The sequence below is a fragment of the Paenibacillus sacheonensis genome, from assembly GCF_009909195.1.
Taxonomy (GTDB): Bacteria; Bacillota; Bacilli; order Paenibacillales; family Paenibacillaceae; genus Paenibacillus_Z; species Paenibacillus_Z sacheonensis.
This window is the reverse complement of the sequence record NZ_JAAAMU010000026.1, coordinates 1-14,118: the sequence shown is the minus strand read 5'-3', so window position 1 is coordinate 14,118 and position 14,118 is coordinate 1. Positions and strand designations below refer to the sequence as shown.

Below are 14,118 nucleotides of genomic sequence, written 5' to 3'. Positions count from 1 at the left end.
GTCGTTCACGCTGTTGCACGCTGCTTTCGCGAGTCCTCTTCAATTGCAAGAAATCGGCGCATTCGGGCATACTTTGCATAGGATTTGGGGGCTTCGGGGCCGCGTGTGCACAATTGGACGTCGAATGTTATAATACTCAGTTGAAGAAGATTTCCAGGAGGATGAATAATGGGCACTCTTACAATTTGCGACCATCCGCTCATTCAGCATAAGCTGACGCATATTCGCGACAAAGACACCAAGACGAAGGATTTCCGCGAGCTTGTAGACGAGATCGCTACCATGATGGCGTATGAGATTACGCGCGATCTGCCGCTGGAGACGATCAACGTCCAGACGCCGATCGTCGAAGCGCCGAGCAAAGTCGTTTCCGGCCGCATGCTGGGCCTGATTCCGATCTTGCGTGCCGGCCTTGGCATGGTGGAAGGCATGCTGAAGCTGATTCCCGCCGCTAAAGTCGGACATATCGGACTGTTCCGCAACCCGGAGACGCTGCAGCCCGTCGAATATTACGTGAACCTGCCGGCCGACGCCACGGAACGGCTGCTGATCGTCGTCGACCCGATGCTGGCGACGGGCGGGTCCGCGAACGCGGCGATCGCATCGTTGAAATCGCGGGGCTGCACGCAGATCAAGCTGATGTGCCTGATCGCGGCTCCGGAAGGCGTGAAGGCCGTCCAGGAGGCACATCCCGACGTCGATATTTTTCTGGCTTCGCTCGACAGCCATCTCAATGACCACGGCTATATCGTACCGGGTCTCGGCGATGCCGGCGACCGCATGTTCGGAACCAAATAATTAGGAGTGACTCCCATTGGCAAAGTTGAAGGTAATGACCATTTTCGGCACGCGGCCGGAAGCGGTGAAGATGGCTCCGCTCGTATTGGAGCTCGAGAAACATCCGGACGAGATCGAATCGATCGTCTGCGTTACGGCGCAGCACCGGCAGATGCTCGACCAAGTGCTCGATTTCTTCAAGATCACGCCGGATTACGATCTAAACGTGATGAAAGAAAGACAAACGCTGACCGAGACGACGGTTCGCGTGCTGGAGGGGCTGGAACCGGTCCTTCGCGAATCGAAGCCGGATATCGTGCTCGTTCACGGCGATACGCAGACGACCTTCCTTGCGAGCTACGCCTCTTTCGCGCAGCAAATTCAAGTGGGCCATGTCGAGGCGGGCCTTCGCACCTGGAACAAGATGTCGCCGTACCCGGAAGAAATGAACCGCCAGCTGGCCGGCGTGCTCTCGGACGTGCATTTCGCGCCGACCGATCAAGCGGCGGACAATCTGCGCAAAGAAAACAAGCCGGAATCGGCAATCTACATAACGGGCAATACGGCAACGGACGTATTCCAGTACACGGTCGATCCTTCCTTCATGCACCCGGTCATCCAATGGGCGGCGGGCAAACGGATGATTCTGATGACGGCGCATCGCCGCGAGGCGCTGGGCGAGCCGCATCGCAATATTTTCCGGGCGGTGAAACGGATCGCGGACGAGTTCGAAGACGTGGTGGTCGTCTACGCGGTGCACTTGAATCCGGCAGTCCGCGAGCCGGCCAACGAAATTCTCGGCAACCATCCGCGCATTAAGCTGATCGAGCCGCTCGACGTGTTCGAATTCCATAATTTCTATCCGCATGCGCATATGATCATGACCGATTCCGGCGGCTTGCAGGAAGAAGCGCCGTCCTTTGGCGTGCCGACCCTCGTGCTTCGGGATACGACAGAGCGCCCGGAGGGCATCAAGGCCGGAACGCTGGAGCTTGTCGGCACCGACGAAGCTGTCGTTTACGACCGCGCGCGGGCGCTGTTGTCGGACGAACAGCTGTATAGCCGAATGAGCCAAGCGGCTAATCCATACGGCGACGGACAAGCCTCCGTCCGGATTGTGCAGGCGATCCTGCATCATTTTGGAAGACGCGCGGAGCGCCCGGAGTCGTTCACACAACGTTCATAGTTTACACTGCTAGGCAGGCATGCCCGCCAACGCTACAGCATACAGTGCTACTGTACGGTTTGAAAAACCGGAAACCCTAGGTAAATCAAGGGTTTCCGGCTAACCGTTCACTAAATGTTTGAATTTATATCAATTGACAAATCGGAACCGGCTTGGCTAAAATAAATAAGAGTTTTGGAGTGATTCTATGACGAATCCATCCGATAACGACAAGAATCGCAACGCAGCAAACGGTACTCTCGGCGATAATCCGTGGCGGGCAATGGGCCTGATCGGATCTGTCGGCGGCACCATAGGTGCATGTCTCGGGCTGGGCTACTGGATCGGGTCGAAAATTGACGCCGGAAATGGCGGCATTGTCGGCATGGCTGCGGGTTTTGTCGTGGCCGTCATTATGACGGTGCTTTTGATTCGAACGTTCACAGGGGGCAAAGCTAACTAATGGATGATTTGTCCGGCCACCTTCGAACGGTCATGCGGGTTACGTTCTTTTTTTTGTCTCTCTGTTTCGTGGGGTGGGCCCTGTTCCCAGAACGAGAATCGCTCTTCGGCGGCCTTGTTTTAGGCACTGCGGCAAGTCTTGTAAACGCCTTCCATCTTTCGTGGAAAGTACAACGGGCGGGCGCTAACGCGGCAGCCGGCATCAAGCGGCGCGGCAATCTAGGCTTTCTGACGCGCGCGTGCATCGGTCTGCTGGCGGCAGTCGTGGCAACCCGGTACTTTTCTTTCAACGTCTACGGAACGGTCGCGGGATTATTTGTTGCCCAATTGGCAACACTCATACTGGGATTTCGTTCCAAGGGCAGATCGGCAGCAAGGCATTTCTCCGATGAAAGGGGTGAAAACAACTAATGGAACATATTTTTCCTGAAGTGCATTGGCTCGGCATGCGTTGGGACCTCGCTGCAATCCTCACCATTGTTATCACCAGCATAATCGTGTTCGTGCTTGCAAAAGTGGCGGTTCGGGGTGCATCCGTAACGAATCCGACGAAAATGCAGAACTTCTTGGAGTGGGTAATCGAGTTCGTCATTAACCTGATCGGAACGTCGATGGATATCAAGAAGGGACGGCCGTACTTGATTCTCGGCATTTCCTTGATCATGTATCTGTTCGTGGCGAACATGCTTGGCCTTCCGCTCGGCATCGTCACGGAAGCGCATCACGGAGCGACTTTCCTCGGCATGGAATTGTTTATTCCTGACGGTGAAGAAGAGGCGCACATCTCCTGGTGGAAATCGCCTACCGCAGACGTGGCCGTTGCAGGTGCTTTGATGGCGATCGTCATCGTTCTCACGCACGTTGAGGGCTTGCGCCGTAACCGCAAACATTATCTGAAACACTATTTCGAGCCTTACATTCCATTCTTCCCGCTGAACGTCATCAAGGAAATCTCGAAACCTTTGTCTCTGTCGCTGCGTCTCTACGGCAACATTTTCGCGGGCGAGGTTATGATTTCCGTCATCATGCAGCTGAGCTGGGTAGGTATTCCGGCGCTGATCGTATGGCAGGGCTTCAGTATGTTTATCGGCGCGATTCAATCCTTCGTATTCGTTATGCTGACCATGGTATACATGTCGCAGGCGATCGTTCACGAAGACCATTAACACAGTAACAACCCCGTTCAATGCGGGACAATATAAAACTACTATTTTCAAACATTTAAGGAGGATTTCTCTAATGGGAGCAACAGCTTTAATTGCAGCAGCAATTGTATTCGGTCTGGGAGCACTAGGCGCAGGTATTGGTAACGGTTTGATCGTAGGTCGTACGGTAGAAGGTATTTCCCGTCAACCTGAACTTCGCGGTACGCTTCAAACGACGATGTTCATCGGTGTCGCGCTCGTCGAGGCACTTCCAATCATCTCCCTCGTTCTTGCGTTCATTTTCTACGGCGAAGCTTAATAGCGAACTTGCAAAACCGGCGGGGAGTGCCATTGCCTCCGCGCCTTCCTTTTGCTGGCAGCACCGTTGCGGCCGGCTAATTTACGGAAAGGAGTGACGTACGTTGGATATCGTATGGACAAATTTTTTCATCCAACTGATTGCCTTCGGAATTCTATACTGGTTGCTTAGCCGTTATGCGTTCGGTCCTCTGCTTTCCATCATGGAACAGCGCAAGCAGTTCGTGAAGGATCAGCTTGAGAGCGCGGAGAACAGCCGCAAGCAAGCGGAACAACAATACGAAGAGCAAAAATCCAGTCTTCAGCAAGCACGTAAAGACGCGTATGACATTATCGAGCAAGCCAAACAAACGAGCTCGAAGCAAGCGGACGAGATCGTACACACTGCAAAATCCGAGGCGACTCGCCTGAAGGACGAAGCGGTCAAAGATATCGAGAACGAGAAAAACAAAGCGATCGCGGCGCTTCGCGGCCAAGTCAGCGGCATGTCCGTCATGATCGCATCCAAAATCATCGAGAAACAAATCGATGACAAGTCCCAAGAGCAGCTCGTTGACCAATACTTGAACGAGGTTGGAAGCAAATGAGCCGCGAGAGCGTCGTAGCTAAACGCTACGCTAAAGCGCTGTTCGAGCTGGCACAGAGCAGCAACGCGGTCGCCGATGTCGAGACGCAGCTGAAAGTCGTCGTCGAAGCATTGACCGGAGATGCGCAGATCCGCAAATTCCTGGCGCTGCCGAACGTTGAAGTCAGCCAGAAGATCGCCATCATCAAAGGTGCCTTGTCCGACAAAGTATCGGTTATGGTTCTGAATACGGTAGAGCTTCTGATCGTCCGTGGCCGTCAAGGCGCAATCGGCAGCGTGTACGAAGCTTATACGAAAGTAGCGGGAGAAGCGCTTGGTCAGGCACGCGCTACGATATATACGGCAAAATCGCTGTCCAGCGAAGAATTGTCCAAAGTTTCCGCCCAATTCGGCGAACTGGTGGGCAAACGCATTATCGCGAATCAAATCGTTGAACCGGCTCTGCTCGGCGGCGTACAAGTGCGCATCGGCGACCGTCTGTACGACGGCAGCCTCTCCGGCAAGCTTGCTCGACTGGAACAAGCATTGAAAACTCAAGCATTGTAGATAGGGGTGAACGGAATTGAGTATCAGACCTGATGAAATCAGCACGCTGATTAAACAACAGATCGAACAATTTAAATCCGAAATTCAAGTCGTAGACGTCGGTACGGTCATCCAAGTCGGTGACGGTATCGCTCGCGTCCACGGCCTTGAGAACGCAATGGCTGGCGAACTGCTCGAATTCTCGAACGGCGTTATGGGCATGGCCCTTAACCTTGAAGAGAGCAACGTCGGTGTCGTTATCATGGGACCATACACGGGCATCCGCGAAGGCGACCAAGTGAAAAGAACCGGCCGCATCATGGAAGTACCTGTAGGCGAAGCGCTTCTGGGCCGCGTCGTTAACGCACTGGGTCAACCGGTTGACGGCAACGGACCGATCGCAACGACAGCTACGCGTCCGATCGAATCTCCGGCACCGGGCGTTATGGCTCGTAAATCGGTATTCGAGCCGATGCAAACGGGCATCAAAGCCATCGATGCGATGATTCCGATCGGCCGCGGCCAACGGGAGCTTATCATCGGCGACCGCCAAACGGGTAAAACGCAAATCGCGATCGATACGATCGTTAACCAAAAAGGCAACGGCGTAATTTGTATCTACGTTGCCATCGGACAAAAGCAATCCACGGTTCGTACGGTCGTTGAATCCCTTCGCCAACAAGGCGCTTTGGAATACACGATCGTCGTAACTGCGAGCGCGTCCGAGCCGTCCCCGCTCCTTTACATTGCGCCTTACACGGGCTGCTCGATGGGCGAGTACTTCATGTACAACGGCAAACACGTGCTTGTTATCTATGATGACCTTTCCAAACAAGCGGCAGCATACCGCGAGCTTTCCTTGCTGCTCCGCCGTCCTCCGGGTCGGGAAGCTTATCCGGGCGACGTATTCTACCTTCACTCCCGTTTGCTGGAGCGCGCAGCGAAGCTGAACGATGAGCTCGGCGGCGGTTCCTTGACTGCTCTGCCATTCATCGAGACGCAAGCCGGCGATATCTCGGCTTACATCCCGACGAACGTAATTTCGATTACGGACGGTCAAATCTTCCTTGAGTCCGACCTGTTCTACTCCGGTCAGCGTCCAGCGGTTAACGTTGGTAACTCTGTATCCCGCGTAGGTTCCTCGGCTCAAATCAAAGCCATGAAAAAAGTAGCGGGCACGCTCAAGACCGACCTTGCCCAATACCGCGAATTGGCTGCTTTCGCAGCATTCGGTTCCGATCTTGATAAAGTAACCCAATCCCGTCTGAACCGCGGCGAACGTACGCTTGAAATTCTGAAGCAGGGCGTTAACCAGCCGCTGCCGGTAGAACGTCAAGTCGTATCGCTGTACACGGTAACGCGTGGGCACACAGATGACATTCCGGTTCAAGACGTACGTCGTTTCGAAGCTGGCCTGCTGGCCTACGTGGATGGGAACAAGCCAGAAATTCTCGCTTCCATCCGCGATACGAAAGATCTGACTTCCGACAACGAGAAAGCGCTGGTTGAGGCAATCAAATCGTTCAAAAACAGCTTTGCAGCGTCGGTTTAAACCATATTCTCACCTTCGGGCCGCACGCCGTGCGTGCGGTTCGAATAATAGCGCAGAATAGAACCGGCTGAGGGTGGAGCGAAGCTTCGCCAGAGAAAGCCGGTAACAAGGTGGTGACAACGAATGGCTAAAGGCATGCGCGAAATCAAACGCGCGATCAAGAGCACGCAGAATACGAAGCAGATTACGAAGGCAATGGAGATGGTCTCGTCCGCGAAGTTGAGGAGAGCTCAGGATGCTGCGGTAGCATCCCGTCCATATACCGACAAGATCAAGGAAGTCGTAGCGAGCATTGCATCGGGCGGAGGCGCTATTAAGCATCCCATGCTGCAAAGCCGTGAAATCAAGCGTACGGCGTATCTGGTCGTCACTTCGGATCGCGGTTTGGCAGGCGGTTATAATGCGAACGTACTTCGTAAAGTATGGGTGGCTTTGCAAGAGAAGCATAAGTCTCCTGCAGAATACGAGATCTTCGTTATTGGACGTAAAGGCAGCGACTACTTCAAGCGCCGGGGCATCGCCATAGCAGATGAAGTAACGGGCCTGTCCGACTCGCCGAAATTTGCGGATATCAAGTCGCTTGCGGCAGCCGCCGTTAAGAGGTTTGAAGCTGGCAAATACGACGAGCTGAACCTCGTATATAACCAATTCTATAATGCAATTACCCAAGTTCCCGTAATCAAGCAGCTGCTTCCGCTCGATCAGTCGCAATTTTCGGGTGCGAAGGCTAGTTATGAATATGAGCCGTCACCTGAGAAGGTACTCGACGTCTTGCTTCCCAAATACGCGGAAACGGTGATTTACAGCGCGGTATTAGAAGGCAAAGCGAGTGAGTTCGGCGCACGAATGACGGCAATGGGCAATGCAACGAAGAACGCGACGAAGATGATCGCAGGTTTGACGTTAACATACAACCGTGCGCGCCAAGCGGCAATTACGCAAGAAATTGCGGAAATCGTCGGCGGAGCGAATGCGCAGTCGTAAGATTTATCATCCATCTATCTAAGAAAAATGCTTCTGGAGTGCGTCTTTCTCCGGAAAATTGAAGGAGGTACACGAATGAGCAAGGGGCGTGTAGTCCAGGTAACAGGACCTGTAGTCGACATTGCGTTCGACAACGGACATTTGCCTGAGATTCTTAATGCGATAAAAATCGAGAAAAAAGCTCAAAACCCGGGCGAAGTCGACATCAAACTGACGGTTGAAGTTGCAACTCACCTCGGCGACAACCTGGTTCGCTGCGTTGCAATGTCTACCACTGACGGACTGGTCAGAGGAACAGAAGCTGTAGATACGGGTAACCCGATCACAGTACCTGTAGGACCTGCAACACTTGGCCGTGTATTTAACGTACTTGGCGATCCAATCGACAACAATGGTGACATCGACCGTTCGATCGCGAACCCGATCCACCGTCAAGCTCCTACGTTCGAAGAGCTGTCGACTTCCCAAGAAATCCTGGTAACGGGGATTAAAGTTATCGACCTTATGGCGCCATATGCCAAAGGCGGTAAAATCGGTCTCTTCGGCGGCGCGGGCGTAGGTAAAACCGTAACATTGCAAGAGCTGATCCACAACATCGCGCAAGAACTCGGCGGTATTTCCGTATTCGCCGGCGTCGGCGAGCGTACTCGTGAAGGTAACGACCTTTACCACGAGATGAGCGATTCCGGCGTTATCGATAAAACGGCGATGGTATTCGGCCAAATGAACGAGCCTCCAGGCGCGCGTCTTCGCGTAGCTCTGACAGGTCTGACAATGGCTGAATATTTCCGTGACGTGGAAGGCAGAGACGTTCTGCTGCTCGTCGATAACATCTTCCGCTTCACGCAGGCCGGTTCCGAAGTATCCGCATTGCTCGGCCGTATGCCGTCCGCAGTAGGTTACCAGCCGACGCTGGCAACTGAAATGGGTCAACTGCAAGAGCGTATCACTTCGACGAAAAAAGGTTCCGTTACTTCCATTCAAGCGATCTACGTTCCTGCCGATGACTATACGGATCCGGCTCCTGCTACGGCGTTCGCTCACTTGGATGCAACGACCAACCTTGAGCGCAGCATCGCGGCAATGGGTATCTTCCCGGCCGTTGACCCGCTCGCATCGTCTTCCCGTATCCTGACGCCCGAGATTCTCGGCGAAGAGCATTACCAAGTTGCGCAAGGCGTTAAGAAAATTTTGCAACGCTACAAAGAACTTCTCGATATCATCGCGATCCTCGGTATGGATGAGTTGTCCGAAGAAGACAAATTCATCGTTCTCCGCGCGCGTCGTATCCAATTGTTCCTGTCGCAGCCGCTTCACGTTGCCGAAGCGTTCAATGGTATCCCGGGCTTGTACGTGCCGGTTAAAGAAACGGTACGCAGCTTCAAGGAAATTCTCGAAGGCAAGCATGACGACCTTCCAGAACCGGCATTCCACAACGTCGGAACGATCGAAGATGCAGTTGCGAAGGCGCAAAAACTCGCACAAGAGGTTTAATACGCCTAAGCTAACGAAGTTGCGTCTTACCTCGTAGGGCGCATGGGAGGGTAAGATCATGAGCTCCTTTTTATTGGAAATCGTAACGCCTGAGCGTAAGGTTTATGCTGAGGATGTCAATATGGTGATCGTCAAAGGCTCCGAGGGCGAGATGGGCATTATGCCGAATCATATCCCGATGGTCACGCCTTTGAAGATCGCTCCCATTACGATCAAGAAGAAGAACGCCGAAGAGAAAATCGCCGTTGGCGGCGGTTTCCTCGAGATCCGCAAGGATAAAGTCGTTATCCTGGCCGAAAGCGCGGAACTGCCGGGCGATATCGACCTTGCTCGCGCGGAAGCGGCCAAACAGCGCGCCGAACAGCGCCTGAGCGGCAAGAAAGACAATCACGATCAATTGCGTGCCGAGCTTGCGCTGCAGCGTGCAATGAACCGGATCGCCGTTAAACAAGGCTAACAGCCTGCATCGAAAGCCGATTCTCCAGCAGATGGTGTCATCTGCCGGAGGATCGGCTTTTTTTGTTTGTCGTTATTCAGGCTTGATCGGAACGAAACGCGGATGAAAACGTTTGACGAATACGCATGGAGCCGACTATACTACTAAATGATAACGGTTCTCACTAGAGCCGAAGTGAATCTTCCCGATGACAGGATGAATGTATGCGAAAACTAGTTCTTCTAGTGGGCGGCCTTGGTTTGACGGCCTGTTTTATATGGTTTACGGTTCGTTGGTTTCAGGGAAGGATGCTCGGCGAAGCGGCGTCGCGATTACTGCATTCGCCGGGCATGCTGACGCTCATGACCGTCGGCTACGGACTCTCCTTCTGGCTGAAGGCGATCTCGTGGCGTCTCTATGCGGGACGGGAAAAGGCAGATCCGCTGCGGCTATACATCCATCCGTTGTTCGTCAGTCTCCTGGTCAATCATATGCTGCCCGTGAAGGCAGGAGACTTGGCGCGAACCGGCTTGCTTGCGAGGAGCGCCTCCATGCGGTTGGACGACGCGCTTCACTCCGTAGCCGCGATGCGCGTGCTGGATATGGCCTCGCTGTTGCTGATCGGCTCTTCGGGAGCGCTGCTGCTTGGCTTGGAAGCGTCCCCTTGGTACTTGGCCGCGATAGGCATGGCAGTGCTTATTGCCGCTATGGGCTGGTTGGGACTGGAGCGGCTGAGGAAACAGTCGACCTACGTTGGAAGGCTCCAGGGGCCTCTTAGGTTCGTGCTGCGGCATTATGAGCATATGAGGACGACGCTTGCCTCGGGAAGGGGCGCCGCGGCGGCCATGTTTACGTTTGCCAGTTGGCTGCTGGAAGGAGCGGTCCTCTATGGGGTCGTGCATGCGCTCGGACTCTCCGTGAATCCCTTGCAAGCGATATGGGTGACCGGAATGACGGTCGCCGGGCAGCTTTTTCATATTACGCCCGGCGGCATCGGAACCTACGAGACGACGATGACGGCATCGCTTGGCGTGCTGGGCATCGCGGGGAGCGCTGCATATACGGCAGCGTTGTTGTCGCACGGCTATAAGTTTGTTTTTGCCTTCGCAACGGGAGCGGCATCGATCGTTTTGTCAGCCGTTACGTGGAAGGAACTGCGAGGCTGGCTTAGGCTGCACAAGAGAGAGGGGCAAGGGGAATGAAGAAAGCGTCAGGATTCGAAATCATAGCGGCGCGCTGTTGGAATTTGTTAAACGAGGGAAAGCCTTTTACGCCCATATTTACGCTTAGCGTATACGTTCTTTACCATATGAACGCATGGGGAGACGGGAGCTTCTGGGAGCAGTTGGGGCTTGGCCTGCTGGCTGCGCTGCCACTGTTCGCGCTTTATTTTTATTACGATTTTCCGTTGTTTCTTCGCAATTATCTGTGGTTTCCTGTAATCGCAGCGCTGCTGCTTTGGCGGGATACGGAGCTTGACCTCGGGCTGTATGCGTTAGGGATCGGTTTGTTTTTGTTCTTCACGATCTACTTCTGGGGGACGTTCTATTATCATCTGCGCATCGGCACCTCGTGGTGGAATTTCAGACGTTTCTGGAAGCTGGTGCTGAAGAACAGCGATTCCACGAGCGGCAATGCGCAGGAGCAGCTGCCCAAATTCCTGCTTTTGCTCTTCGTGGTCGATACGGCGGGCGCGAAGTGGGCGGGAACGTCCGCGCAGGCGAATGATTTTGGCTGGGGGAGCTACGCTTGGTTCGTGATCGGGGCGGCTGTCTATGCATGGGTGCTGCATCACTATCTATTCGATTGGAAGCCCAAAGAGATGGCGGGCAATACGGTGCCTGCAGCACGGCCCGCGAAGTCGACGGAGGGCAAAGTGTTCGTATTGGTTATCGACGGCATGCGGAAGGACAGGTTCGAGGAAGCGAATGCGCCTTTCCTGAAGAAGTGGCGGGCTGAAGGAGCGGAATATACGCAGATGGAGACGGTGTATCCGGCGCGTACGGTCGTCTGCTTCTCCTCGATGTTCACGGGCACCTATCCGCGCGAACACGGGATTACGTCCAACATGGTATGGAAGCTCGGCATCAAGGTCGAATCCATCTTCGACAGCCTGCGCAAAATCGGCAAACGCGGGCGACTGCTCGGCATCGCGCATCTCATCGATTCCATGGGCGACGATGTGGAGAGCGTGACCGCCGTGATGCATAACGATAAGGCGGATCGCAACATCATGGAGCGCGCGAAGCTTATCGTCGCGGAACAGAATCCGGACCTGCTCGTCGTGCAGTTCATCGCGACCGACCAAACGGGTCACAGCATGGGCGCCCTGTACGACGAGTATCGGCAGAAAATCGAGGAAGCGGATGCGCTGATCGCGGAGTTCGTCGGCTGGTTGACGGAACGCGGGGATGCGGACAACGCGACGTTCATCGTCTGCGCGGATCATGGACAGGCTGACGGGATCGGCGGTCACGGGCATTTGGACGAAGGAGAGCGGTACGTGCCTTTCTTCCTGTACGGACAGCACGTGAGAAAGGGCGTCAAGATCGACGCGAAGCAATCGCTCGTATCGGTTGCGCCGACGCTTAGTTATTTGCTGGGCGCGCCGCTTCCGAGCCACAGCCGCGGGCCGATACTGAAGGATGCATTTGAATAACGCGAACGAATGATTCCGTAGAGAGTGGAGACATCAAGATGAAGAGGAAACTGGTCGTGTTTTTGCCCGCCTATAACGAAGAGCGGAATATCGGCGGGGTCATCGCGCGCATTCCCCGGGAAATAGGGATGGACTGGGAAGTCGAGGTGCTGGTCGTGGACGACGGTTCCACGGACGGCACGGTCGAGGAGGCGCGCAAGGCAGGAGCCGAGCATGTCGTGTCTTTCGAACGCAATCGCGGGCTGGGCGCGGCGGTGCGGGAAGGGCTGGCAGGCTGCGTGCGGCTGGGCGCCGACATCGGGCTGATGATCGATGCGGACAACGAATATCCGGCGGAGGAGATTCCGGAGGTCATCGCGCCTATTCGCTCGGGGCGTGCGGATTATACGATGGGCTCGCGGTTTAAGGGGACGATTCAGGGCATGAAGCTGCATCGGCGCATCGGCAATGTCTGCTTTACGCTGCTTCAGGCCTTGCTGCTGCGCCGCATGATTTGGGACGGGCAGTCGGGCATGCGCGGTTTCTCGCGGGAAGCGCTGGAAAGCGCGGAAATCATCCATGATTACAATTATGCGCAGGTGCTGACGCTCAATCTGGTGCGGAAGGGCTTCGTGATGGAAGAAGTGCCGATCACGTATCAAGTCCGGGTGTACGGACAGTCGTTTATTAAATTCCGCAAGTATATGGGGCATGTGCTGCCGGCGATCTGGCGGGAGATGCGGCGTCCGGTCGGCAATCAAAGCCGCGTGCGTAAGAGGAAGCTTGCCGCAGGCGTGCAATTGGCCGCGGAAGGCGCTCAAGTGCGGGGGCGGGCGGCGAAGCGGGAATGAAGCGGCAGATAGGCGGGGCCCTGGAATAGGAACGGCTGATGGGCTGGTCCCTGTGAGCGGCAAGCTGAAGCAGATAGTTAGCTTCGGCTAAACGGGGACGGCGTGGCGATGCAGGTGCTCTCGCGGAAGAAAATGGCGTAAGGCAGGTCGGGCTGGAGGAACAAACGGTATTGAGGGAGGCGGGTTAAGTGGGCGATCGGGAATCGGGGAGCAAACATGCGGCGGTCGGCTGGAAGGCGGCTGTCGTTTGCGCGCGTATCGCGCCTTGGCTGACCGGCTTGCTCGTGCTGCTGTGGGCGGGCTACAGCTGGCTTCATCGCAGCCCGTACGCGGCGAGCTGGGATGAAGTGGACTTCGTGCTGGCGCTTGAGCGGTTCGACCTGCTGGCGATGCAGCCTCATTTTCCGGGCTATCCGTATTTCGTCATGGGCGCGATGGCGCTGCGAAGGCTGGCCGGCAGCCCTTCCGACGCCTATATCCTGCTGAATATTCTGCTGACCGGCTTGTCAGCGGTGCCGATATGGCTGCTTGCCCGACGGCGGTTGACGCGGCCGTGGGCGATGCTGGCGGTGCTGCTGACGATCACGTCGCCTTATACTTGGCTGCAAGCGGAACGGCCCATGTCGGAAGCGGCCGGGATTGCCGTGTTGTGGTGGTTCCTGTGGAGCTGGCAGCGGGCGATGGAACGCAGGTCTTGGCCCCGTCTGACCGCCGTGCTGTTTCTCTTCGGCGTGCTCATCGGCGTGCGGCTGTCGTATGCCGCCTTCGGGCTCGGGCTTGTTTGGCTGCTGGGCGTCGCAATCGCGGACTGGCGAGGGGAGAAGCGGCGGTTATGGCCGCGGCTTGCGGCGTTTGCGGCGCTGGCCTGCGGGTTCCAGCTCCTGTGGCTGGCCGGGCTGGCATTAAGCGAGGGCGGTGCCGCGGGCTTTATCCGGCTGGGCGCTGCCTTCATCGCCGGGCATTTCGGCCAGTGGGGCGGCGGCGTTACCTCCGCCGGCGGCGATGTGTCGTTCGCGGCGCGCGTGCTGCGCTTCGCGGGCGATAACGTGCTGTGGACCGGGATGTTCGCCCGGTCCACGGCACTGCTTGCGGCGGCGGCGGCGCTGCTGTTCGCCGCCGTGCTCTCCGCGGGGGCGGCACCCCGCCCGCCCCGCGGCAGCGCGAGCGCGGGCGCGCGGCCCGCGG

Annotated in this window: 16 protein-coding genes; all 16 read left to right on the top strand. The window is 55.8% G+C overall.

The features are described from left to right. Window positions 1-168 precede the first annotated feature (168 nt). Window positions 169-798, top strand: a complete 630-nt coding sequence (gene upp / locus GT003_RS29135; protein ID WP_161704630.1) for a uracil phosphoribosyltransferase — start codon at window positions 169-171, stop codon at window positions 796-798. A gap of 16 nt (window positions 799-814) precedes the next feature. Then, window positions 815-1,963, top strand: coding sequence for a non-hydrolyzing UDP-N-acetylglucosamine 2-epimerase (gene wecB, locus GT003_RS29130; protein WP_161704628.1), 1,149 nt, complete (start codon window positions 815-817; stop codon window positions 1,961-1,963). A gap of 187 nt (window positions 1,964-2,150) precedes the next feature. Continuing rightward, complete coding sequence (locus GT003_RS29125) at window positions 2,151-2,405, top strand: hypothetical protein (protein WP_161704626.1); 255 nt, start codon at window positions 2,151-2,153, stop codon at window positions 2,403-2,405. Next, window positions 2,405-2,815, top strand: coding sequence for an ATP synthase subunit I (locus tag GT003_RS29120; protein ID WP_161704624.1), 411 nt, complete (start codon window positions 2,405-2,407; stop codon window positions 2,813-2,815). Before GT003_RS29125 ends, GT003_RS29120 begins: the two co-directional genes overlap by 1 nt. After that, on the top strand, window positions 2,815-3,570 hold the full coding sequence (atpB, locus tag GT003_RS29115; RefSeq protein ID WP_161704622.1) for a F0F1 ATP synthase subunit A: 756 nt from the start codon (window positions 2,815-2,817) through the stop codon (window positions 3,568-3,570). The genes GT003_RS29120 and atpB overlap by 1 nt, the downstream gene beginning before the upstream one ends. A gap of 73 nt (window positions 3,571-3,643) precedes the next feature. Beyond that, complete coding sequence (atpE, locus tag GT003_RS29110; protein WP_110041963.1) at window positions 3,644-3,868, top strand: F0F1 ATP synthase subunit C; 225 nt, start codon at window positions 3,644-3,646, stop codon at window positions 3,866-3,868. 103 nt (window positions 3,869-3,971) lie between these two features. Further along, window positions 3,972-4,454: a F0F1 ATP synthase subunit B gene (atpF, locus tag GT003_RS29105; RefSeq protein WP_161704620.1), complete on the top strand. Its 483-nt coding sequence runs from the start codon at window positions 3,972-3,974 to the stop codon at window positions 4,452-4,454. Continuing rightward, window positions 4,451-4,999, top strand: a complete 549-nt coding sequence (locus GT003_RS29100) for a F0F1 ATP synthase subunit delta (RefSeq protein ID WP_161704618.1) — start codon at window positions 4,451-4,453, stop codon at window positions 4,997-4,999. The genes atpF and GT003_RS29100 overlap by 4 nt, the downstream gene beginning before the upstream one ends. Before the next feature lie 16 nt (window positions 5,000-5,015). Beyond that, window positions 5,016-6,530, top strand: coding sequence for a F0F1 ATP synthase subunit alpha (gene atpA / locus GT003_RS29095; RefSeq protein ID WP_161704616.1), 1,515 nt, complete (start codon window positions 5,016-5,018; stop codon window positions 6,528-6,530). Window positions 6,531-6,653: 123 nt separating this feature from the next. After that, a complete protein-coding gene (gene atpG / locus GT003_RS29090) occupies window positions 6,654-7,514 on the top strand; it encodes an ATP synthase F1 subunit gamma (RefSeq protein WP_161704614.1) in 861 nt (286 codons plus the stop codon). 75 nt (window positions 7,515-7,589) lie between these two features. Further along, the gene (atpD, locus tag GT003_RS29085; RefSeq protein WP_161704612.1) at window positions 7,590-9,008 is read left to right on the top strand and encodes a F0F1 ATP synthase subunit beta; all 1,419 of its coding nucleotides are present in this window, start codon (window positions 7,590-7,592) and stop codon (window positions 9,006-9,008) included. A gap of 58 nt (window positions 9,009-9,066) precedes the next feature. Further along, entirely contained in the window at window positions 9,067-9,465 is a 399-nt protein-coding gene (locus GT003_RS29080; RefSeq protein WP_161704610.1) for a F0F1 ATP synthase subunit epsilon, read from the top strand. A gap of 203 nt (window positions 9,466-9,668) precedes the next feature. Further along, window positions 9,669-10,646, top strand: coding sequence for a lysylphosphatidylglycerol synthase transmembrane domain-containing protein (locus tag GT003_RS29075; protein ID WP_161704608.1), 978 nt, complete (start codon window positions 9,669-9,671; stop codon window positions 10,644-10,646). Further along, entirely contained in the window at window positions 10,643-12,103 is a 1,461-nt protein-coding gene (locus tag GT003_RS29070) for an alkaline phosphatase family protein (RefSeq protein WP_161704606.1), read from the top strand. The genes GT003_RS29075 and GT003_RS29070 overlap by 4 nt, the downstream gene beginning before the upstream one ends. Before the next feature lie 38 nt (window positions 12,104-12,141). Next, complete coding sequence (locus GT003_RS29065) at window positions 12,142-12,933, top strand: glycosyltransferase family 2 protein (protein WP_161704604.1); 792 nt, start codon at window positions 12,142-12,144, stop codon at window positions 12,931-12,933. A 188-nt stretch (window positions 12,934-13,121) separates the two neighbouring features. Further along, window positions 13,122-14,118: glycosyltransferase family 39 protein (locus GT003_RS29060; protein WP_161704602.1), on the top strand; the 997-nt coding region annotated here is incomplete at its 3' end.

Excerpts from the sequence above, each read along its gene's own strand:
- atpG (WP_161704614.1), top strand. The coding sequence starts at position 6,654 with ATGGCTAAAGGCATGCGCGAAATCAAACGCGCGATCAAGAGCACGCAG.
- upp (WP_161704630.1), top strand. The coding sequence starts at position 169 with ATGGGCACTCTTACAATTTGCGACCATCCGCTCATTCAGCATAAGCTG.
- atpB (WP_161704622.1), top strand. The coding sequence starts at position 2,815 with ATGGAACATATTTTTCCTGAAGTGCATTGGCTCGGCATGCGTTGGGAC.
- GT003_RS29125 (WP_161704626.1), top strand. The coding sequence starts at position 2,151 with ATGACGAATCCATCCGATAACGACAAGAATCGCAACGCAGCAAACGGT.
- atpD (WP_161704612.1), top strand. The coding sequence starts at position 7,590 with ATGAGCAAGGGGCGTGTAGTCCAGGTAACAGGACCTGTAGTCGACATT.
- atpE (WP_110041963.1), top strand. The coding sequence starts at position 3,644 with ATGGGAGCAACAGCTTTAATTGCAGCAGCAATTGTATTCGGTCTGGGA.
- GT003_RS29080 (WP_161704610.1), top strand. The coding sequence starts at position 9,067 with ATGAGCTCCTTTTTATTGGAAATCGTAACGCCTGAGCGTAAGGTTTAT.
- GT003_RS29120 (WP_161704624.1), top strand. The coding sequence starts at position 2,405 with ATGGATGATTTGTCCGGCCACCTTCGAACGGTCATGCGGGTTACGTTC.
- GT003_RS29065 (WP_161704604.1), top strand. The coding sequence starts at position 12,142 with ATGAAGAGGAAACTGGTCGTGTTTTTGCCCGCCTATAACGAAGAGCGG.
- GT003_RS29075 (WP_161704608.1), top strand. The coding sequence starts at position 9,669 with ATGCGAAAACTAGTTCTTCTAGTGGGCGGCCTTGGTTTGACGGCCTGT.
- GT003_RS29070 (WP_161704606.1), top strand. The coding sequence starts at position 10,643 with ATGAAGAAAGCGTCAGGATTCGAAATCATAGCGGCGCGCTGTTGGAAT.
- GT003_RS29100 (WP_161704618.1), top strand. The coding sequence starts at position 4,451 with ATGAGCCGCGAGAGCGTCGTAGCTAAACGCTACGCTAAAGCGCTGTTC.